This is a genomic window from Eubacterium sp. 14-2 (assembly GCF_000403845.2).
Classification (GTDB): Bacteria; Bacillota; Clostridia; order Lachnospirales; family Lachnospiraceae; genus Petralouisia.
In genome coordinates this window covers 1,779,693-1,800,224 of record NZ_KE159567.1, presented here as the reverse complement: position 1 = coordinate 1,800,224, position 20,532 = coordinate 1,779,693, and the positions used below count along the sequence as shown (strand labels likewise).

The 20,532-nt window shown below is 55.7% G+C and carries 30 protein-coding genes and 1 pseudogene; all 31 read right to left on the bottom strand.

The window, feature by feature from the left end:
- Positions 1-24 precede the first annotated feature (24 nt).
- Positions 25-192 carry a hypothetical protein gene (locus C805_RS26730; RefSeq protein ID WP_016214831.1) on the bottom strand — a complete coding sequence of 56 codons (168 nt, stop codon included), beginning with the start codon at positions 190-192 and terminating at the stop codon, positions 25-27.
- A complete protein-coding gene (locus tag C805_RS15430; protein ID WP_016214830.1) occupies positions 189-566 on the bottom strand; it encodes a hypothetical protein in 378 nt (125 codons plus the stop codon). The genes C805_RS26730 and C805_RS15430 overlap by 4 nt, the downstream gene beginning before the upstream one ends.
- 3 nt (positions 567-569) lie before the next feature.
- A complete protein-coding gene (locus C805_RS15425; RefSeq protein ID WP_016214829.1) occupies positions 570-1,193 on the bottom strand; it encodes a major tail protein in 624 nt (207 codons plus the stop codon).
- Entirely contained in the window at positions 1,177-1,515 is a 339-nt protein-coding gene (locus C805_RS15420; RefSeq protein WP_016214828.1) for a hypothetical protein, read from the bottom strand. Before C805_RS15420 ends, C805_RS15425 begins: the two co-directional genes overlap by 17 nt.
- 3 nt (positions 1,516-1,518) lie before the next feature.
- Positions 1,519-1,899, bottom strand: a complete 381-nt coding sequence (locus C805_RS15415; protein WP_016214827.1) for an HK97 gp10 family phage protein — start codon at positions 1,897-1,899, stop codon at positions 1,519-1,521.
- Between the two features lie 2 nt (positions 1,900-1,901).
- A complete protein-coding gene (locus C805_RS15410; RefSeq protein WP_016214826.1) occupies positions 1,902-2,243 on the bottom strand; it encodes a phage head closure protein in 342 nt (113 codons plus the stop codon).
- Complete coding sequence (locus C805_RS15405) at positions 2,243-2,518, bottom strand: head-tail connector protein (protein ID WP_016214825.1); 276 nt, start codon at positions 2,516-2,518, stop codon at positions 2,243-2,245. The genes C805_RS15410 and C805_RS15405 overlap by 1 nt, the downstream gene beginning before the upstream one ends.
- An 18-nt stretch (positions 2,519-2,536) precedes the next feature.
- Positions 2,537-3,757 carry a phage major capsid protein gene (locus tag C805_RS15400; protein ID WP_016214824.1) on the bottom strand — a complete coding sequence of 407 codons (1,221 nt, stop codon included), beginning with the start codon at positions 3,755-3,757 and terminating at the stop codon, positions 2,537-2,539.
- 16 nt (positions 3,758-3,773) lie between these two features.
- The gene (locus C805_RS15395; RefSeq protein WP_022751167.1) at positions 3,774-4,601 is read right to left on the bottom strand and encodes a head maturation protease, ClpP-related; all 828 of its coding nucleotides are present in this window, start codon (positions 4,599-4,601) and stop codon (positions 3,774-3,776) included.
- Positions 4,492-5,847, bottom strand: coding sequence for a phage portal protein (locus C805_RS15390; protein ID WP_016214822.1), 1,356 nt, complete (start codon positions 5,845-5,847; stop codon positions 4,492-4,494). The genes C805_RS15395 and C805_RS15390 overlap by 110 nt, the downstream gene beginning before the upstream one ends.
- A gap of 81 nt (positions 5,848-5,928) precedes the next feature.
- Positions 5,929-6,228, bottom strand: coding sequence for a hypothetical protein (locus C805_RS15385; protein WP_016214821.1), 300 nt, complete (start codon positions 6,226-6,228; stop codon positions 5,929-5,931).
- A gap of 94 nt (positions 6,229-6,322) precedes the next feature.
- Positions 6,323-7,924 (bottom strand): terminase large subunit, encoded by a 1,602-nt coding sequence (locus C805_RS15380; protein ID WP_031201099.1) that lies wholly within the window; start codon positions 7,922-7,924, stop codon positions 6,323-6,325.
- A gap of 120 nt (positions 7,925-8,044) precedes the next feature.
- Positions 8,045-8,239 (bottom strand): BAR domain-containing protein, encoded by a 195-nt coding sequence (locus C805_RS15375; protein ID WP_016214819.1) that lies wholly within the window; start codon positions 8,237-8,239, stop codon positions 8,045-8,047.
- 124 nt (positions 8,240-8,363) lie between these two features.
- Complete coding sequence (locus C805_RS15370; protein ID WP_016214818.1) at positions 8,364-8,645, bottom strand: hypothetical protein; 282 nt, start codon at positions 8,643-8,645, stop codon at positions 8,364-8,366.
- A 12-nt stretch (positions 8,646-8,657) separates the two neighbouring features.
- On the bottom strand, positions 8,658-8,831 hold the full coding sequence (locus C805_RS26725) for a hypothetical protein (protein ID WP_016214817.1): 174 nt from the start codon (positions 8,829-8,831) through the stop codon (positions 8,658-8,660).
- 4 nt (positions 8,832-8,835) lie between these two features.
- Positions 8,836-9,204: a DUF7698 family protein gene (locus C805_RS15365; RefSeq protein ID WP_016214816.1), complete on the bottom strand. Its 369-nt coding sequence runs from the start codon at positions 9,202-9,204 to the stop codon at positions 8,836-8,838.
- A 136-nt stretch (positions 9,205-9,340) separates the two neighbouring features.
- Positions 9,341-9,532 carry a hypothetical protein gene (locus tag C805_RS15360; protein WP_016214815.1) on the bottom strand — a complete coding sequence of 64 codons (192 nt, stop codon included), beginning with the start codon at positions 9,530-9,532 and terminating at the stop codon, positions 9,341-9,343.
- Complete coding sequence (locus C805_RS15355; RefSeq protein WP_016214814.1) at positions 9,529-9,747, bottom strand: hypothetical protein; 219 nt, start codon at positions 9,745-9,747, stop codon at positions 9,529-9,531. Before C805_RS15355 ends, C805_RS15360 begins: the two co-directional genes overlap by 4 nt.
- A gap of 211 nt (positions 9,748-9,958) precedes the next feature.
- Positions 9,959-10,423 (bottom strand): annotated as a pseudogene (locus C805_RS27110) (gamma-glutamylcyclotransferase family protein); the annotation flags it as partial.
- A 116-nt stretch (positions 10,424-10,539) separates the two neighbouring features.
- A complete protein-coding gene (locus tag C805_RS15350) occupies positions 10,540-11,487 on the bottom strand; it encodes an amidoligase family protein (RefSeq protein WP_016214812.1) in 948 nt (315 codons plus the stop codon).
- Between the two features lie 128 nt (positions 11,488-11,615).
- On the bottom strand, positions 11,616-11,897 hold the full coding sequence (locus C805_RS15345) for a DUF6809 family protein (RefSeq protein WP_016214811.1): 282 nt from the start codon (positions 11,895-11,897) through the stop codon (positions 11,616-11,618).
- Positions 11,898-12,128 (bottom strand): DUF4314 domain-containing protein, encoded by a 231-nt coding sequence (locus C805_RS15340; RefSeq protein WP_016214810.1) that lies wholly within the window; start codon positions 12,126-12,128, stop codon positions 11,898-11,900.
- A complete protein-coding gene (locus C805_RS15335; protein WP_016214809.1) occupies positions 12,112-12,864 on the bottom strand; it encodes a hypothetical protein in 753 nt (250 codons plus the stop codon). Before C805_RS15335 ends, C805_RS15340 begins: the two co-directional genes overlap by 17 nt.
- A gap of 82 nt (positions 12,865-12,946) precedes the next feature.
- Positions 12,947-15,199, bottom strand: coding sequence for a DNA cytosine methyltransferase (locus tag C805_RS15330; protein WP_016214808.1), 2,253 nt, complete (start codon positions 15,197-15,199; stop codon positions 12,947-12,949).
- Entirely contained in the window at positions 15,196-16,452 is a 1,257-nt protein-coding gene (locus C805_RS15325; RefSeq protein ID WP_016214807.1) for a site-specific DNA-methyltransferase, read from the bottom strand. Before C805_RS15325 ends, C805_RS15330 begins: the two co-directional genes overlap by 4 nt.
- A 7-nt stretch (positions 16,453-16,459) precedes the next feature.
- Positions 16,460-16,993 carry a P27 family phage terminase small subunit gene (locus C805_RS15320; protein WP_031201095.1) on the bottom strand — a complete coding sequence of 178 codons (534 nt, stop codon included), beginning with the start codon at positions 16,991-16,993 and terminating at the stop codon, positions 16,460-16,462.
- A 248-nt stretch (positions 16,994-17,241) separates the two neighbouring features.
- Positions 17,242-17,601 carry an HNH endonuclease gene (locus tag C805_RS15315; RefSeq protein WP_016214805.1) on the bottom strand — a complete coding sequence of 120 codons (360 nt, stop codon included), beginning with the start codon at positions 17,599-17,601 and terminating at the stop codon, positions 17,242-17,244.
- Positions 17,602-17,718: 117 nt separating this feature from the next.
- Positions 17,719-18,189 (bottom strand): hypothetical protein, encoded by a 471-nt coding sequence (locus C805_RS15310; RefSeq protein ID WP_016214804.1) that lies wholly within the window; start codon positions 18,187-18,189, stop codon positions 17,719-17,721.
- Positions 18,190-18,266: 77 nt separating this feature from the next.
- Positions 18,267-18,728, bottom strand: a complete 462-nt coding sequence (locus tag C805_RS15305) for a hypothetical protein (protein ID WP_016214803.1) — start codon at positions 18,726-18,728, stop codon at positions 18,267-18,269.
- A 109-nt stretch (positions 18,729-18,837) separates the two neighbouring features.
- Positions 18,838-20,202, bottom strand: coding sequence for a DEAD/DEAH box helicase (locus C805_RS15300; protein ID WP_016214802.1), 1,365 nt, complete (start codon positions 20,200-20,202; stop codon positions 18,838-18,840).
- Positions 20,183-20,464, bottom strand: a complete 282-nt coding sequence (locus C805_RS15295; protein WP_016214801.1) for a VRR-NUC domain-containing protein — start codon at positions 20,462-20,464, stop codon at positions 20,183-20,185. Before C805_RS15295 ends, C805_RS15300 begins: the two co-directional genes overlap by 20 nt.
- Positions 20,465-20,532: the final 68 nt, after the last annotated feature.

Below are 20,532 nucleotides of genomic sequence, written 5' to 3'. Positions count from 1 at the left end.
AAAATATGCCCAGGGGGACGCCGCCTAAAAGCGGTCGAAATCCTCCTGGGTAGCGATTTCCTTATAGCCCTTGTATTCGTCATTCCTGCTCTCCGCGAACATATCGTTGACCATCCCGATGGTGAGAAGGTCAAGGTCACGGATGGAGAGCCCAAGCTGTACGCACCGGAGCAGGAACAGCGGCGTTGTCATTTCCCGGTCAGTCGGGCGAAGTTTTTTTTAGACTGGACATCCGTCTGCACGTTCAGCCCCCAAAGCTGTATCAGCTTGGGCAGCACCTGATAGATGGAGAAGGTGTTGAATTCATCCAGCCACTCCTCCGGGCTGTCCGGGATATCCGGGTCTGCGTGTTTCGCCATTACATAGGCGATATTCTCAAACATCTCCAAAGAGAATAAATCCAGATTGGAACTCTCCTCGTCCCCGTCACCGATGGATTTCTCAAGGCTCCTTAAATCCTTATAGATGTCCCGGTGGAATTTCATCCGGTAAATGCGCGGTATGGCTGCGGATGCCCTGAAAGGCACCTGCTTCCCGTCAATCTCGATATTCTGCTTCATGCTCATAGGTTATCCCTCCCCTTCCGTATCAACAGTGCCGCCGGTATCTGTATCTGTATTCCCGCCCGCTGCCGCATCCGGCAGGTACACGCTCTTGTACCAGTTCTGGTAAACTTCATCCGTGGTGGCGTCCCCGGTCTTCGCCTTCACATAGCCGCTCGCCAGGGGCGCAGCCGTGATGGACAGCGTCTCGGTCTGCACCTCGATCTCCTCCTCGTTGGTCTGGGACTCAATGGTCGGGCGCGCTGCCGAGCAGTTGTACAGCACATGGCGGATTTTCCGCACATCGCCGTCAAACTCGAACAGCAGGGCGAAGTTCTCCGTCTCCGCGTTGGCGTTCTCTAAAAGCACTTTATTCTCATCCAGCGACTCCTTCAGCACGTCGGTGCGGAAGCTCTCCGGCACCATGGCAAGCTCCAGGTCGCCCTCGTAGCCCATGTTGTTGCTGACCGTGTAATAGGCGTACCCGTCAGCGTAAAAGTTGCTCGGCTCGCCGTTGGGGTCGAGGGAAAGGGAGACGGCGCCGGGCATCGCAACGGGCGTGCCAAAGGACACCGCCCCGTCCGTCCCCAGCGTCAGCAGCGCGTAATGCACGTTGCAGATATTGAATTTCACTTTATTCTTCTTCGGCATCGTAAACCACCTCCATGTCAAACTGGTAGAGGACCTCGTACAGCTTCTCGCTGTCAATCCAGACCTCCGACTTGTTGTAGAAGATGCGCCGCTTATCCAACGCGTCCTCCAGTTTCTTCTCCACCGACGGGTCCTTGGTGTCGGTGTACAGCTCTATCTTCACGCCGCTCGCCTTGAAGTACACCATGCCGTCAGCGGCGAAATTGTCGCTCTGCGGCAGGAGGTAGCAGACAAACGGCGGTTCCGGCGACTCGCCCTCCGCAAAATGGTCATAGGCGAAGGGGATGCCGGTTTCCTTCAAAAGCGCCAGTAATGTTTTCACAATTTATCCCTCCAATGCTTTCTGTATCTCTTTTTCAAGCTGCTCTATGCCGGCCTCTTCCGCCGCCGCGATATGCGGCTTTGCCGGGACGCGCCCGCCGCCCCGCTTGGCGTGGCCGTGTTCCAGAAGGTGCGTCAGTTGGTAGCGGTTCCTGGAATGCACCGTCACTTCCAGTGAATTGGACGTTTCCTTTGTGGCCTTCACCGCCCATGACTTTGCATACTTCCCGGTGTCTTTCGGCGCGTTGGCTTCAATGTCCTTCCGCACCGCAGTCCCGGCTTTCTTCACCGCCTTTTTCACATCCTCCGTGGCAAGGTCCGCATATTCGGTTAGCCCCTTCATGATCTCCTCTGCCATCTGGTCAATTGATACGCCGTTTGCCATTATCACCGCCTCGCTTTCCTGCACTTGAATTTCAGGCATTTCTTTTTATAGTTCATGTGGTCGATGGCGAGGATGTCGTATAGTTCCCCGCCAAAAACCACCCGGTATCCTGTGGAATCAATCACGGACGCCTTCCTGCACCAGCGGACAGTAAACGAAACATCCGATTCATCCGCCACAGTCCCGGCCACATCTGTCTCACTGGTCTGATTCCCGGCCTCACCGCTTACTGTAGCATGGCAGGAATAATAATCTGCCCATGTGTTTGTGTGGTTGCCGATGCCGTCCACCTCCACGGCATTCTTCTGAAAGGTGATGTGGACATTCAAAAGGGAAACCTCCATCAGAACGCCTCCTTCCGGCTGCCGGAAAGAAGCGCACGGAGCGTCAGCATCATGGCATGGTGGTCGGCATCCTCCCGGTGTTCATACAGATAGGCGGCCGTATACTGTACTGCTATTTCTGCATTTTCCACTGCGTAAAATTCCTGCGTGTCATCCATCCTCGCCACATCCATGCAGATTTTTTCCGATGCCCGGATAATGCTTTCAATCAGGGTATCATCGTCATCGTAATCCACACGGAGATAATTTTTCATTTCTTCCAGCGTCACCACCATGCCCGCCGCCCCCTTCCATTAGCCTGCGGATGCCGCTTTCTGCACCAGCACCTTCACCGCTTCCGCAAGGATCATCTTCCCGTCCACACGCTGCGAAGCGAGGAATCCCACCTGCCCGGTGGCCGCGAACAGCTCGTTCAGGCGCTTGAAGCTGCGCCCCTGCCGGTCGGCAATCCAATAGTAGCTGAAATCACCGAAGGCGATGGTCTTTGCACCCGCGGCAATGGCCGGCATATAGGCAGAAGTCTTGATGGGACGGCCCAGGATCATGTCCGGCGCCCCTGCCGTCAGGGAAGGCTGCCATAAATACTGCCCGTTATTGTCCTTCAGCTTGCGGATGGCCTTGATGGTGGAATCATTCAGCACCCACACGGATTTCTTGCGGTACGGGGATTTCAGCGAGTAATATAAATCCATCAGCTCATCCGCCGTCACTGCCGTGGCGGACGCTGCGGTCACGCCCGTTTCTGCACCGCCGGTTGCCGCCAATACACCTAACGGCTTGCCCTTGCCGTCCCCCGTGAAGAACGCCTCCTCTTCCTTCGCCCCGATGCGGCGGGCAAACTCGCGGGAGATATAGGACTGTAGGTCAAAGACGCTGTCGTTTAACAGCTCTTCGGAAACCTTGATCATGGTGCCCAGCTTATACGCCCCGATGGAAACCTGCCCGAAGGAGTCGTCACTCTCCGGGTATGCGCCCTCCTCGTCAATCCAGGATGCCGTACCCTTGGACGCAACAACGGGAATCTTGCGGTCGCCGCTGGAGGTCTTTATCACCTTCGCCATCTGCCGGAAGATGTTCTCCTCCTCCAGAGCCTCCACCAGCGTCCTCTCGTATTCATCCGGCACCAGGTAGCCGCCCTCGGAGTCCGTGCCAATCTGCAGGGCATTGGTGACCGCGGGCATCGGAACCTTGGAGCGCATGGCGTTCCAGAAGTTCTTCCGGTAATCATCGGAGGCGCGCCCCGTCTTATCCTCCCCATCGTCCGCGTCCGCCCTGCCGCCCGGCTTCCCCGTGAGGGGCTTGTTTACCGGGCGGTTCAGCTCTGCGTCCAATGCCTCCTGCCGCTCCAGCCTTGCGATCTCTTTCCCAAGGTCGGTGATCTCCTGCTCCATCTTCGTGTATGCGGCGTCATCCTCTGCGGAAAGGACTCCGTTCTCCTTCCTGTGGGAATCCAGAAATGCCTTTGCCGCCTCCCATGCCTTTGCGCGTTTCTCGCGCAGTTCCAGAATCGTCATAATGAAATCCTCCTTCTTATCGCTTTAATAAATTAAGCCGCTCCATGAGTGCGTCCACGGAACGGCCGGTTTCTGTATCCGCAGCAGGGATTTTTGCCTGCGCCTGGATATCCGCCTTCGGTTTTTCCCCGCCATATTTGGCGGCCAGTTTATTTAAAAGGGCGTTGTTTGCCGCCCTGCGGGAGAACAGCATGGAGCTTGGAGCGGGAGGGAATTTCTTTTCTTCTTCCTCCCCGTCCGTATCCCCCTCGCCTTCCTCCTGCTCCTTTTCCGGCTCTGCCTTTGCCCGCGTCATGATCTCATCCGCAAAGCCAAGCTCCACCGCCTTGTTTGCATCCATCCATGTTTCCGCATCCATCAGGTGCGACAGCTTCGGCCGGGACAGCCCCGTCTTTAGCACATAGGCATTGATGATGGATTCCTTCACTTCGGAAAGCATATCGATGGCCTTCTGCATCTCCGCATGGTCGCCCCAGGCGATGGTGGCGGGATTGTGGATCATCAGCATGGAGACCGGGGATACCAGGACCGTGTCGCCCGCCATGGCAATCACACTGGCGGCGCTTGCGGCGATGCCGTCTATTTTTACAGTCACTTTGCCCTTGTAATTGGTGAGCATATTGTAAATCTGTGCCGCCGCCACGCAGTCGCCGCCCGGCGAGTTGATCCACACGGTAATGTCACCCGTGCCGCTGTTCAGTTCATCTTTGAAAAGCTGCGGCGTGACATCATCGTCAAACCAGCTTTCCTCTGCGATGGTGCCGTTCAGAAACAGAGTCCTCTCCTCCGGAGCCGTCCCCGCCTCCGCCTGGTTCCTCCACTTCCAGAACTTCTTCGTTTTCATTGGATTCCTCCTTCCCTTTCTGGTATGCCGCCCCTGACATTGAAAGCGGCATCATGTTCCCATTGATAAGGTATAAGTCGCCGCCCAGTTCCTCCGGGATGCGGTCAAGGTTCTCCAACTCCCGGATGTCGTTTGCGGACATCCACCCGTTCTGCCGCCCCACGGCGTACCCGTTCATGCGGCTCTGGTAGTCGCCCCGGAGCAGGCCGTCCACGTTGAACTTCACAAAATACTGCTTCTTTTCCTCCGGTGTCAGCAGGGACCTCGCCATGGACTGCTCCCACCTCGACACCCACGGGTCGAGAGTGTATTTTACAAATTCCAAAGACTGCTGCTCGATGTTGGAGAAGCTGCTCTTTTCCAGGTCGCCCACCATGTGGGGAGGCACACGGAAAATCCTTGCTATCTCATTGATCTGGAACTTCCGCGTCTCAAGGAACTGCGCCTGTTCCGGGGAAATGGAAATCGGTGTATATTTCATCCCCTCCTCCAAAACAGCCACCTTGTTGGCATTGTGGCTGCCGCCGAAGGTGGACTGCCAGCTCTCCCTTACCCTTGAAGGGTCTTTCAGCGTCCCCGGATGCTCCAGCACGCCGCTCGGCTGCGCGCCGTTGGCGAAGAACTTCGCCCCGTATTCCTCGCAGGCTATCGCCATGCCGATGGCGTTCTTTGCCATGGCAATGGGGGAATAGCCCACCAGCCCGTCAAAGCCGAGTCCGGGGATGTGCAGCACCTCCGTGGGCGGCAGGATGACCGTGCTGCCCTTCACCGTGGGTGCGTCATCCATGCTCACCGTGTATTCGTAATAAAGCTGCCCCTTGGAATTCCGCTCCACATTCATCCTGTCTGGCATCAATGGGTACAGCGCGATAACTTCCCCCTTGCCGTTGCGGATGATCTGTGCGTAGGCGTTGCCCCAGAGGAGCAGGTGCGTCATCAGCGTTTCCCGGAACACAAAGGAAGTCATCTCCGGGTTCGGCTCGTCATGGAGTAAAAAATACAGCGGGTGGTCTGCCGCCTTTTCCTTCCCGCCGTTATCCGTATATCTGTAGAAATGCAGCGGAAGCCCCGCCACCGCCTCGGAAAGAATCCGGACGCAGGAGTACACCGCCGTCATCTGCATGGAGGAACGCTCATTTACCCTTTTCCCGCTCGTGCTGCCGCCCATGAAAAAACTGTAGGCGCTGCCGGAAGTCCTGTTCTGAGGGGCATCCCTCGCCCTGAACAATCCGCTGAATAATCCCATAGGAACCACTCTCCTTTCTGAAAACGGACAGCAGAAAGGCACCGCAAAAGCGATGCCCGTCTTAATCCCTGTCTTATGTTTTTATTTATTATTTTCCCTGATCTGCTTTATCAGCCTGTCAAGGCTCACCCCGTCCCGGAACCCTGCACGGTAGTAATATTCGGTTTCCCGTGTGGCTTCCGAATTTGTTACATCCTCGCACAGCTCCATCATTTCCCGCTGCTCCGCACTTAACTGCTGGAACAGCAGCTCGTGTGCCCGGCCTGCCTTTTCTGCTTCCGCGGCCTGCTCCTCCGTAGGGGGATGCTCTTTCTTAAAGTTATCATGGTGCATCCCCATCCGTTCCGAAATGATAAGCTCAAGGAAATCCTTATCGTCCATCCTTCCACCTCCTTCGCCAGACAGCATAAAGGAATGCGGGAAAAATAGCCATACAAGGAACCACCAAAGATTCCGCACACAACCCTGTAAAATGTTAAAATACCAACAAGCCGCGGGAATCATAGACGCTCTCCGAAGTTTCATTCCCGCAGCGGATGGCACGGTCAAGCCCCATGATGGCGGCCACTGCCCCGTCAATCTTCTCCGTGGACTTCTCCTTATCTGCCTTTATATTTCCTGCAGGGTCGGTGCGGATGAAGATGTTATCCATCATCCACCGCAGGACCGGATGCCCGCCGTGGGCAATCATCTGCTCCAGCACCAGCTTCATCAGCTCCTTGGTGGGCGGGGACATATCCTTGAAGCCCTGCCCGAACGGGACCACCGTGAATCCCATCCCCTCAAGGTTCTGCACCATCTGCACAGCGCCCCACCGGTCAAAGGCGATCTCCCGGATGTTGAACCGCTCACCGAGCCTCTCAATGTATTTCTCAATAAAGCCGTAATGCACCACGTTCCCCTCCGTGGTCATCAGCTTCCCCTGCCGCTCCCACACATCATAGGGGACATGGTCGCGCCGCACCCGCAGCTCCAGCGTCTCCTCCGGCACCCAGAAGTACGGCAGGATGCAGTATTTGTCCTCCTCATCCAGCGGCGGGAACACCAGCACGAATGCCGTGATATCCGTGGTGGAGGATAAGTCCAGCCCGCCGTAGCAGACACGCCCCTCCAGCCCATCCTCCGAAACCGTGAAGGCACAGGCATCCCATTTGTCCATGGGCATCCACCGCACCGCCTGTTTCACCCACTGGTTCAGGCGGAGCTGCCGGAAACTGTTCTCTTCCCCCGGATTCTGCTTTGCCGACTCGCAGGCAGCCTCCACCTTATCAATGTCCACCGTGATGTTCAGTGAGGGGTTCGCCTTTTTCCACACCTTCGGGTCCGTCCAGTCATCCGCTTCATCCGCACCATAAATCACCGGGTAAAATGTAGGGTCAATCTTCCTGCCCTCTAAAATATCCGTCGCCTTCTGGTGCGTCTCATAGCAGATGGAATGGGTGTCCGTCCCCGCCGTGGTGATGAGGAAATACAGCGGCTGCATCCTGGCGTCCCCGGAACCCTTGGTCATGACATCAAACAATTTCCGGTTCGGCTGCGTGTGCAGCTCGTCAAACACCACGTCGTGGATGTTGAAGCCGTGCTTGGAATACGCCTCCGCCGAAAGCACCTGGTAGAAGGAATTGGTCGGCGTGTATATGATCCGCTTCTGCGAGGCGAGTATCTTCACCCTCTTGGAAAGCGCCGGACACATCCGCACCATGTCCGCCGCCACGTCAAAGACGATAGTGGCCTGCTGACGGTCAGCGGCACAGCCGTACACCTCGGCGCGTTCCTCCCCGTCCCCGCAGGTCAAAAGCAGCGCCACGGCCGCCGCCAGCTCTGACTTGCCCTGCTTCTTCGGAATCTCAACGTATGCTGTGTTGAACTGGCGGTATCCGTTCGGCTTTAACGTGCCGAAAATATCACGGATGATCTGCTCCTGCCAGTCGATCAGTTCAAAAGGCTTCCCCGCCCATGTCCCTTTGGTGTGGCACAGGCTTTCTATGAACATCACGGCAAAATCGGCGGCATCCTTATCATAGCGGCTGTCCTTTGCCTTGAACTTTGTCGGCTTATACTTTTTCAGTTTCCGCATTGCCATAGGCATCACCTCCAGAAGATGGCATGAAAAATAGCCTGCCAGTGGCAAGCCGTAATCTATCGGTACAAGATACAGAGCCTTCCGGCTCCGTTCTTGGATTTTCAGATTCACATTTTAGAAAAGTGCGTCAATTTTATCATACTCAGCTTTCAGCCTTGTGTATTCCTGTGCTATGCACTGCCTTCTAAATCCGTTTTTGCAGGCTTTCCCCTCTTTCCAAAGACGGTCAAGTTCTGCTTTCCTTCCTGCCAGAATCTCAATCCCGTTTCCTTCCTTTGCAGCTTTCAAATCCCGTTCAAATCTTGTCATGTCCATGCCCTCCGTTTTCTGTGTTTTCCCTTTCGGTAGTACACATATTCGCTCTTTCTGCCGGTAATAGCAAGCGGATTCAGAACATATCCTGCACAAATATCTGTAGGAAAATTTGTGTAGTTTACTCCCCGGATTCATCCCCGCCGTAATATTCTTCAATGTACTGCGAGCCGTCCTCATTGGTCACTACTGCGGGGAAACGCACCCTGATGCCGTGCCGCCCAAGGATGGATGCGGCACAGTCCGCAATCTCCCCGATAAAACTCATGTCCCATTCCAGTTCCGGGTTCTCCGACAGCATCCTGCAGAGGTCAAATACCCCGCTGTAAACCTCATCGTTCCTCGCCGCCTGCTCATCGTTCAGCTCCAGCTCTTCTTCCTGATTTATCTTTTTTGCATCCATAAAATTTTCCTCCTATTCGTTGGTTTCCGCATAATCCTGCGGGCGTATTTTATTGTGCTTCCTCGCTTTCCGCTTAAGGTTTCGTTTCCACCGGCGGATGGTCTCCGCCCGGTGGTGGTTCCTCGACCATGTGTAGTCCTCAAGGATGTATTTTCCCTGATGTTCCCGTTCACCATATGCTTTCATGGCCTTACGCCTCCTTTAGTTCTATCCGGATTGCCGGAATGACTGCCCGCTCCTGTGTCTGAAAGTCCGTATAGTTTGCCTTTACCTCGGTCAGCCCCGCCATCTGGAAGCCGTGCTTTGCAAATTCCGCAAGGGTCGGAATCAGGCTTGAAAAGGTGCTGCTGATGGTAAACTCACTGATGCCGTTCTCCTTCAGCGTCTTTGTAATCTCCTCAATGTCGCTGTCCCATATGGTCTCGCTGAAATCAATCTGACTGTTGCCCGCCGTGATACTGTTGCGGTACGCCCAGAACAGTGTCAGGTTGATGTCCCAATCCTTAAGGCTTGCTGCCTGCTCCGCAATAGCTCTTTCAAAAAGTTCAATTTTTTTCATGGTGTGTACCTCCGCTTTCTTTGTATTTTCCCTTTCGGTAGTACACATATTCGCTCTAAAAGGGGATAATAGCAAGTCAATTACAGGCATAAATTAAACAAATATCCACGGTGGGAATTGTGTAGTTTATGGCAGCTCACTCCCCGTCCAGTTCCTTCCGGATTTCATTTTTGGAATGCTGCCGCTCCGACTTTTTGAAAGGGCGCTCATACCGCTTCCGCCGCTGTCCCCGTTTTTTGCCGGAGGACGTCAGGGGAATCCCCGTGTGCATCTCATCCCCGTACTGGTGGTTCTCTATCCAGCGGAGGTTCCTCCCATATGCTTTCACGGCTCCTGCCTCCTTCCGTAGCATCTGTGGATGGCTTCCAGAATCTGTTCCTGCTCCTCCCCGTCCACTCCAATGCTCTCTAGCGCCTCCCTGGTGCCGCAGTCCGGGCAGAGCTGCGTTCTGTTGTCCGCCCGTGAGACTGCCGGCCTGCCGTGGTAGGTCTGCCCGCACCTGGGGCAGACCGAAATCCTCGCAATATTATCTGTTTCCTTCATCGTGTTTTCCTCCTGGTTCCGTGTTTTCCTTCCGAGGGGCGAGCGCCGCCTCCCTGCTGCGGAATATCCGTCCTGCGGATGCGCGGCAGCAGCTTCCCCTGCGGTTCTGGAGGGTGAAATACCTCCCGTCAAATCCCAGCACGGTGTAGCTGCCCGTGCAGCCGTTCTTCCGGTTAGTCACCAGGAAGCAGGCATCCCCCGTTTTCCACCCGCCCGGAAATTCCTCCGCGCTGTCGGCATACGCCTGTTCCAGAAATGCCTCGTCGAATCCGAACCTCCGGTATCCCTCCATGCAGGTCGCCATGTAGGATGCGCTTGGCAGACCAAGCGGGCGGTCCTCATGCATGATGTAGACGAAAACCTTCCGCCTGCGGACCTTGCCGGTCCTGATGCCCTTGATGGGCAGTTCCATCTCCTTTTTGTAGTAAAAGTGGGGGAAGCCCTCGTAGCGGTCGAGCGCCGCCTCGTTCTCCACATTTACCTCCCATGCCGCCACGGGGACGCTTGCACCCTCCTGCGGCTCGATGGTGAGGTAGGAGCCGGTTCTGCTCCCCTTGAACAGCAGCCGGTAGCCTTCCACCACCGAAGTGCCGATAATCCTCGCCCCAGGGCAGCGCATCCGCATCTGCCCGACATTCAGGTTCGAGCCGTAAGCAATGTAGTATCTCTTTTCCATTTTGAAATCCATCCTTTCCGAAGGGGGCACCCTTCTACCACCTTAAGACCGCCGTAGCGGTCCGCTGCCGTTTCCGCGGCAGGAAAGGTGGCAGGAGGCTACCTCCCGCGTTCCCTTCAAGCAGCCCTTCCGTTGCGGAAGGATGCGTCCCCTGCAAGCCTCCTTGTGAGGATGTCCCTTGCGGTCTTGAATTCGTCCCCGATGAAGCCGAGCCGGAGGAGCCAGGTCCTCATGGCGTATTTCGGGTTTTCATTCTGCTGCGGCTTCGGGCTTGCCGTTTTCACTTCCTTCGCCATCTGGCTCAGTGCGAGGCAGAGCTGGATGTAGCTTTTTAGCTGCCCTGCATGGAGGCCGCCCCTGCGCCCGTCTCCCGGCTCGTCGAACTGAAAGAGGCGGAACTCGACCGTGCCTTTGGTGAAAGTCGCGTGGTAGTTGAGCATATGGTAGCGGCTGTCGTTGTAGTGCTGGCTTCTACCGTAATTTGCGCCGTGGCTCGTGTACCAGATGTCCGCAAGGGCTGCCATCGTGGAAGGCTTCTTTCTGTTGACCTCCTCTAAGAACCGCGGGTCAACCGTGCGGCAGTAGCGGTTCATCCTCCAGCGGTCAAGGTTTAAGGCATCCGCGATAAGGCTCTCGTGGCCTGCCATGATGTTGGCAAGGTTGCGGAGCGTCTGCGGCGTGTGGCCCTTTGCCCCGATGTGGATGTGTACCCCGCAGCCCCTTCCCGCGTCGCTCTTCGCTCCGGCGTGCCGCAGCTGCCGGATGAGTTCCTGCAGGGTTTCCATGTCCGCGTAGGTAAGGATCGGTGTCACCATCTCGCATTTTTCGCTGTCCGGCCCCGCGATGCTCACGTCCTTCTGGAATTTCCACTCCCTGCCGTCTGCGTCCCATGCGCTCCAAGTGCTGTAGCCGTTCCGTGCCGCCGTGTTTTCGTACCTTCCTGTGCCGAAGAACTTAGCCGCAATCCTCGCCGCCCTGTCCCTTGCGATGCTGTTCATCTCCACCTCAACCCCGATGGTCTGCTTTTTCATTTCCTCAACCTGTCTTGCTAATTTTTCGTTCATGCTGAAATCCTCCGTTTTTGTTGTGTGTTTTCCCTTTCGGTAGTACACATATTCGCTCTAAAAGGGGATAATAGCAAGTCAATTCGGAGCATAATCTACACAATGTTCTGCCCTGTTTTTTGTGTATTTTATGGCTTTTTTACACTGCCCAGGGATGCCGCCGTAATCTGTGCGCCGAGCCGGAATCCGTCCTTGAACCCTTCGCAGATGGTCTTGCACTCAAGGTCGGAAGCATCGTCCAGAAGTTTCTCCAGCAGCGCCTTCCCCTCACTGTCCAACAGCCCTTTCAGGCGTTCAATCTCCCCGTCAATGCGGTCGGCGATCTCCACCATTTCCGGCGTCTTGTCGTTCCGGTTCTCCCACGGCACGATCTCCCCAAAATAAATCTGTTTCAGAATGTCCTGTTCCATCTAATCGTCCCCCTTGATTTTTCTCACTTCATCCTCTCCATAAATTACATGGAGGCGGCTGCCGTTGTCCCACGCCACCATGATGCTCGCCGTGTCATCCACGCCCGTCACGGTTCCCTTCGTTCCGATGGGCGGAGCCTGCACATCCTCCATCCGCACAAGCTCCACCCGTGTGCCTGCAGGGTACTCCCTGCGGACACGCTCCACAATCTCCCTACTCGGAAACTTCATTGCTGCCCGCCTCCTTCCTTTCGCCGTTTTTGAAGGCCGAGCTGCCGGAAAGGTTCTTCAGCAGGATTTTCCGCTCGCCCTTGTATTCCGCCCCGATGAATCCGAGCCGGAGCAGGAAACACCGGAAAGCGTATTTTTCATTCTCCACCTTTTTCTCGGTCGCCGTGATGCGCTTCTGGTTCCTCGCCATGTCGCAGAGGGCGGCAATGAAGTGGGTGTAGGCCGCTGCCGATTCGCTGTCCGTTTTGGAAAACCAGGGGAAAGAAACCTTCTCCCCGTCCGCCTCAATCTGGAGGCTTTCAACCGCCAGTGCCTTTTTGATGAGGCTGCCCTTGGCGTCCACCAGCTTCCGCAGGTTATCCAGTGCGGCATCCGTGAAAGAATCCCTCGGCATTGCCACCGTAAGCCGCACGTTCGCCTCCTGCGGCGCTGTTTCCGGCTCCTCCGCATGGTTTTCCGGCTCTGCGGTTTCTTCCGCCGTGCCGCCTTCCTGTGCCGTTTCCGCCGGGGCTGCAATGATCCCCCTCTCGGCAAGCCGCTCCATCAGGTTTTCAATCTCCTTGCTGTCCGCCCGGTCGTCGAACTCCATCGCACCAGTCTTGTCGATGTGGAAGTAATCCACCTCATAAGCCGCCGTGGGCATCCCAAGGTATCTCGGCTTCACCCCTAAAATCTCTCCCATCGCCTGCACCAGCGCTTTCCGCTCTGCCCCTGTCCTGTTGAATTCAAACCTCATTTTTTTGTACCTCCTTCGTTTTTCGGTACTACATTAATCACTCTGAACCGCAGAAATAGCAAGCGTTATGTGAGAAAAAATGTCACAATAAAAAGTCCGGGAACTGTGCATAGTACACGATCCCCGAAAGCACGAAATATACGTTCGGCAGTGCGACGCCGTTGCCCCACATTTTATACTCGGCACTATCGGAATGCGGATTCTTCAGCCATTTAATGATCTGCTTATCCGTCTTTGGCTTTGTGGAAGTCCCCACAATCTTCCGGTGGGTCTCAAAGACTTCCCGCCAGAACAACAGCTCATCCTCCGTGGGTTTCTCCGTCCCAAGCCCGCCGCACCACCAGTCCGGAAAGCCCTGCAGCCTCGCACACTCGGTCGGCGTCAGCCTGCGGACGATATACTCCGGCTCCACGATATGGTAATCCCCGCTGAACGCCTCCTGGTTCCCAAGCCACTGCTTGGAGCCCATGCTTGCCGAGAGTGTTCCGAACACCTCCTTGCCGGATGCAGTCTGCACATCATTGATGACGGGAGGGTCCTTATAATCCGTAGCCACCAGCGTGTTCGCCAGCTCCTTCTCTGCTCTCGTAAAATGGGAATTCTTGCTCGTGCAGTAGGTCGGCTGTGCCACGGCATGGCGGTCGGCTGCCGTGAGTGAAAAAGCTACATCCTCATTAATGCCGCTGCCCTGCGGACCGTTCCTGTCATCCCGCCCGATCATGGAGCCCTGCAAGACAAAGGTCTGCATCTGCATATTCCGGGTAGCCATCAGCGCCCCGGACTTCCCCTGCAGGTCGATGACTTCATCCCTCTGGTTGATATGGAATGCCGACATTCCCTCCGGCTCCACCACGGCAATGCCGCCCTGGTTGCAGGACGGATTCCCGCCGTTTCCATCCAGCGTCCGGGAGGTTTCCGCCTCATAGAATCCGCTGTGGGGATTGTCAGACTTCATGGCGTTACTGTCCTTGGAGCAGATGCCGTAAGCCTGCACCACCAGCTCATTGCAGCGGCTTTCCCCCACATCAAAAGTGTTCAGGGTGTTTGCCACCTTCCCGTCCTTCCAGGTCGGCGCATCCCCTTTGTAGTGGGCGCGGTATCCCTTGCAGAACGGCACGAACACCGTCTGGTCATTGTTGCAGGAGAGCGTCGCGGACTTGTCATCTTGTATGATCGCCCCTTTCCCGCCGCCTTCACAGCCGGAGCGGATTTTCAGCGTCTTGGGCGTTTCCACCACGAACGGCTGGTTGTTTCCGCCCATCCCATAAGTGGCATTGACGGTGGGTGCGGTATCCAGCGGCCCCGTGTATCTGGTATCCTGCGAATGGTTCTCATAGAGTGCCACCGCCGCCGGCACTGTTCCGGCACGGAGTGTGGGCGAGGTTTCCTCTTCATAGCCAATGCCCCGTGCCTTTGCAGAATGCTCCGTGCAGAAACCGGCCGATTCCAGCACACATGGGGGATGGTGCGCCTCTGCTCGCAGAGTGCAGGTCACCTCATCCGTCACATCCATCCGCTGCCCGCCCTGGTCGTTCAGGCAGATGCCGCTTGGCGCTCCAGAGCCTTCCGAAGCACCTCCGGCAGCTCCTTGCCACGCACGGAAGCCCTCCGCAGAATACCCAGACACGCCTTCGGACTCAAATAATACCTTTCCGGCACTCCCGCCTGCAAAATCTGCGACAAGGTAGATGCGTTTCCTTCGCTGGGGGACTCCCCAAAATTGCGCGTCAAGCACCCGCCATGCGAGGGAAAATCCGTCCCCCACGACAGTCCCGGCGTTTGCCCATTTCCCCTTTGGAGCTCCAGGTACAGAAACACTTTCGTCTTTGACGGAGCAGACCGCTTCGAGGACTGCCTTGAAGTCCTCCCCTTTGTTGGAGGAGAAGGCGCCGGGGACGTTCTCCCATACGATAAACCTTGGGTATTTTCCATCTGTTGCACACCTCATTTCCTTTATGATTCTTACTGCCTGGTAGAACAGGCACGACTGCCGCCCGTCCAGCCCCGCCCGCTTGCCGGCCACCGACATATCGGTGCAGGGCGAGCCGAAGGTGATGATGTCCACGGGGGCGATCTTTGCACCGTCCACCGTGGAAATGTCGCCCAAGTGCTTCACAAAGGGCAGCCGCTTTGTGGTCACCCGGATGGGGAAAGGCTCAATTTCTGATGCCCATAAAGGCGTGATGCCCGCAAGCAGCCCGCCGAGCGGGAATCCCCCGCTTCCGTCAAAAAGGCTTCCGAGTGTCAGCCGTGAATCCGCACTCTGCGGATTCGGTGTGTCTCCGCCGCCAGTGCCGGACTCCCTACTATGGATATATATAGCGTCCGCATTCATGCCGTCTCCACCTCCTTTACCAGTGCGGAGTACGAGATTTTTTCCCCGCTACGCACCACATACACATTTTCCGAATCCCCGGTGTCCTCCACATACCTCCGCAGGATGACGGATGCATACTTCTCATCCAGCTCCATCATGCAGCAGATACGGTTCGTCTGCTCACACGCCATCATCGTGGAGCCGCTGCCGCCGAAGGTGTCCAAAACGATGGCGTTCTCCTGAGAGGAATTGCAGATCGGGTATCCGAGCAGGTCGAGCGGTTTGGAGGTCGGATGGTTCTTGTTCCGCTTCGGCTTGTCGTAGTTCCAGATGGTAGTCTGCTTCCGGTCGGAATACCACGGGTGCTTGCCGTTCTTCAGAAAGCCGTACAGCACAGGCTCATGCCGCCACTGGTAGTCCGAACGTCCAAGCACGAGGGAATTCTTCACCCAGATACACACCCCGGCAAGGTGGAACCCTGCGTCCACGAAAGCCTTACGGAAATTCAGCCCCTCGGTGTCCGCATGGAACACATAAGCCGCGCCGCCACTTTCCAGATGCTCCACCATGCATGAGAACGAATTGTACAGAAATGTGTAGAATTCATCCCCCTTCATACTGTCGTTCTGGATGGTCAGCCCGCCGGAACTCTTGAAAGAAACTCCATAGGGAGGGTCTGTCACGATGAGGTTTGCTTTCTTCCCATCCATGAGCGCCGCCACATCTTCCGCACTTGTGGCATCGCCGCACATCAGCCTGTGCCTGCCCACCGTCCAGATGTCGCCCCGCTCCACGAACGCCGCTTTTTCCAATGCGGCGGAAAGGTCGAAATCATCATCCTTTACATCTTTTTCCCCATCCCCAGCAAAGAGGTCTGCAATCTCATCTTCGCCGAAGCCTGTCAGGGATACATCAAAATCCGCACCCTGCAAACTTTCAATCTCGATGCGGAGCAGTTCCTCATCCCATCCCGCATCAAGAGCCATGCGGTTGTCCGCAAGGATATAGGCTTTCTTCTGCGCCTCCGTCAAGAAGTCTGCAAACACACACGGCACTTCCTCCATGCCTTCCTCTTTCGCGGCGGCAATCCTGCCATGCCCCGCGATGACATTGAAATCCCGGTCGATGATGACCGGGTTGATGAAACCGAACTCCCGCAGGGATGAGCGGAGCTTCGTGAGCTGCTCCGGCGAGTGCGTCCGCGCATTGTTCACATACGGCACTAATTTGGAGAGTGGCACAAGCTGCATCTCGGTTGTCGTCTTTCCCATTTTTTATCTACACTCCTTTCCTCGCACGGAGCAGACGCTCCATCACGTCATCCTGGGGCGTGTTGCCCTGGAACTCTACCGAACAGTTCTCCTTCACGATCTGGTAAATCTGCATCCAGCAGTAATTGGTCTGTTTCATATAGGACTGGCTCATGGAAACATAAGGCGAAGCGATGGCGGCTCCTGTGGTCGGGTGTTTCGCTAAAAATCCAGTGGAGGAAACAATCTCCTCGCACTGAATCCAACGGGACACACTCATGGCATACTGCTCCACCATCTGCACAGTGACCAGCTTCTCGCAGCCCCTCGCTTTCAGCCATGCATACGTTTCGTTGTACACTTCCTCCGCCACCAGCTCCCGCCCGCTCTTCTGCGGGGACTTGAGGAAGTCCTTCACGGGCGGCACATCCATGCCCTCCAGCTCGGCAGGCTCCATCAGCACCTCTGCCGTCTTCCCCTCGCTGATCTTCTCTGTGAGCGCCTTGGGCTTGCGCCCTGCCCCCGGCCTTGCGCCGCCCCGGTTGCTGCCGTCTTTTGCCACCGTTTTCACCCCGTTTCTTTGATTTCGTTTGAAAAAATGCTGCGGAATCAAACACCGCAGCACCTAAAAATGCCCATGAAATATGGAAAATCAGAGCGGGGCAATCCCCCGTTTGATTTTCGGTTTTTATGCGTGACACCCCACGCCCGTTCCACAGAAAATATGCTGTAGAGATTCCGACCGCCCCTCCGGGTCAGCAGAAACCTCCACAGCATAAATCAACACAGCACTGATTCCCATAAAATAAATTAATGCTTATTCCACCTGTCACCGCGCTCCGCATGAATCCTCGCATGGCACGGCTGGCACAGCGACACAAGGTTTCCCTCGTCATGCGTCCCGCCCTCTGCCAGCGGCAGCTTGTGGTGTACCTCCTCAACAGGACGCAGCACGCCCTTCTTGTAGCACTCCTCACAGAACGGGTGCTTTGCGGCGTAGCGGTCACGGATTCGTTTCCATGCCCGCCCATACCTACGGCGTACAGCCGGGTCACGGTCGTACTTCTCGTAGCGGCGGTTCTCCTGCTTCCCATGCTCCTCACAAAAGCGCCCCTCTGTCAACTTGGGACAGCCGGGGAAGGAACACGGCCTCTTCGGTTTCCTTGGCATTGCTCTCACCTCCTCATGGCATAAAGAAAGCCCCCGCAGGAGAAGTTTCCCACGAAGGCCGTCTGTCTTTATGCAGTTTTCGATAATGTCAGTATACCACGCCATATGGCAAACATTTTACACGGAATTACTCATGTGCGTCCCCGCCCGTTTTTTCCCGCCAAATTTCATGTCTTTACAGACATTTGCAAATGACCGGTATGTGCCTGCCACAAGTTCCGACCAGTGTTCCAACTGCCCCGTCATGATCTCCATCTGCCGAAGCAGCTTGTAGATGTGGAAGTCCGGGTCGTAACTGCCGACATTCTCGTTGATGTCCAGGTTTTCAAACATCTTCTGCGTGTTCTCCAACGCCACGGCATTGAAGGTCTCCATGTTCTCCGCCATTGTCCCGATGATCAGCTTCTCCAGTTCCTCCGCCGTGCTGAATTCCTCAAACACCTCAAAGTAACGGTACTGGTCGTTGTACACATAGAAAAAGTTCGGACCTTTCCTGCCAATGGCGATGTCCGAATGCCACTCGTTAAAGTAATCGCTGTATTTCTCCGCCACCGCCATGATTTTTGAAACTTCATCCTCTTCTGCCATCCTGCACCTCCTCTCGTTTTGGTATGGTGCATATTACCGTCAATGGGGAAATATATCCACTCCTATTTTCATGAATTTCAGCTTTTCCCAAAAAGCAGGATGGTGAGGTGGTGCAGCGCGCGGTTCTTTTTGTTATAGGCGGAACTCTGCTCAATGTGGAAATGGTCTGCGATTTTATAAATGACGCTGCTGCCATATTCGTTGCCGTCGCCATAAAAGGCTTCCAGCACATACCGCTCATCCTCCGAAAGCTCCTCCCATGCCGGGAGGAACCACGCCATATATTCCACTGCCTGACGGTAACGCTCCTTCAGCACATCGATCTCCTCAATGCCCTTTATCATCCTGTCCTCCACAGCATGGGGATTGTGTGTGCGGGGCATCCCGTCAGACTGCGGGCTGCTGACACCGCCCATCTTCTCATATGCCGCCTTTATCTCATCATCCGTGTGTTCGATGATGAATTTCATGCTGCTGTAATCCTTCAGCGCATCCACGGCCGCTGACCGCTTGTCAAGATACTTCCAGATAATGCTCATAAGCCATGCCTCCAATCAAAATAGATTTGCTTCCCCCGGATTTTCAAAGATTGTCGTTGATTTTCATTGATTGGCTCAGATTTGCAATTTTGACTGGCGGCTTTTCTACTTACAGCCTCAAGTCTGCCTTCACCGCATCGATCAGTGCGGCCTGCGTGGTGTCCTTTTCGGAAAGCGCCTTCATGATCCGCTCGTCTATGGTGCCTTTCGTGATGATGTGCTGCACCACCACGGTCTCGGATGCCTGCCCCTGCCGCCACAGCCTCGCCACCGTCTGCTGGTATAATTCCAGTGACCAGGTAAGGCCGAACCACACCAGCGTGTTCCCACCGCTTTGGAGGTTGAGGCCGTGTCCGGCGGATGCCGGGTGGATCAGCGCCACCGGGATTTCCCCGGCGTTCCATTTCCGGATGCTGCTGTCGGTATCCAGCCGGGAACATGGGATTTTCAGTTTGTACAGCCGTTCCGTGATGCGTTCCAGGTCATGCCGGAACCAGTATGCCACAAGCACCGGCTTGCCGTTTGCCGCCTCGATGATGTCCTCCAGTGCGTCCAGCTTCCGCTCATGGATGGCGACCGTCTCCCCGGCATCCGTGTAGACTGCGCCGTTCGCCATCTGCGACAGCTTCCCGGAAAGGGATGCGGCATTGGCGGCTGTGATGTCGCCGTCCGGAAGCTGAAGGACGAGGTCTTTCTTCAAATCCGCATAGTGCGAATCCTCTTTCTCAGAAAGATACACCGTGTATCTGGAATTTATCAGTTCCGGCATCTGCAGGTGGTCGGTGGACTTCATGGAAATGGTGATGTCGGATATTTTGCCGTATATCTGTTTCTCCGCCCCAGGCAGCGGCTTGTAAGAAAACACCACCTGCCCGTTCTGCTTATCCGGCCGGAAGTAGGAAGTGCGGTACTGCCCGATGAACCTGCCGAGCCGCTCCCCCATGTCCAGCAGCCGGAACTCCGCCCATAAGTCCATCAGTCCATTGCTGCTCGGCGTTCCTGTCAGCCCCACGATGCGTTTCACCTTTGGTCGTACTTTCATCAGCGCCTTGAACCGCTTCGTCTGGTGGTTCTTGAAAGAGGACAGCTCATCGATCACCACCATGTCGAAGTCAAAAGGGATGCCGCTCTCAGTAATCAGCCACTGTACGTTCTCACGGTTGATGAGGTAAATGTCTGCCGGCTTTTTTAATGCCGCAAGCCTCTCTGCCGCCGTTCCGACCGCCACGCTGTATTTCAGACCTTCAAGGTGGTCCCATTTTTCAATTTCCGCCGGCCAACTGTAAGAAGCTACACGGATTGGTGCTACCACAAGCACCCTGTGGATTTCAAAGCTGTCAAACATCAGGTCATTGACTGCCGTCAGCGTGATGCTCGTTTTCCCTAATCCGCAGTCCAGGAAGATTGCGGATACCGGATGCGCCTCAATGTATTCTGCTGTAAATTTCTGGTATTCATGTGGACTGTATCTCATCAATGATCCCTCCAATCTGCGATTCGTCATCTAGCACATACACCTTAAACCCAAGCCGCCGCAGGAGCCGGTGCCGGGAAAGCTGCAGGGGGCGTGGCTTTTCCCCCGGAGCCTTGACCTCCACGAATGCCATCCTCCCGCTAGGGAGAAGTGCCAGTCTGTCAGGCACCCCATCAAAACCGGGCGATGCGAACTTAAGTGCCAAGCCCCCGGCGACCTTGACTGCCGCCCTGAATTTCTGCTCTATGGTTTTCTCTCTCATGCAAATGCCTCCAATCCCTTATTTTTCAATCATTCCAGCCTTTAGGGTGCAGGTCGGTGCAAGTCGTA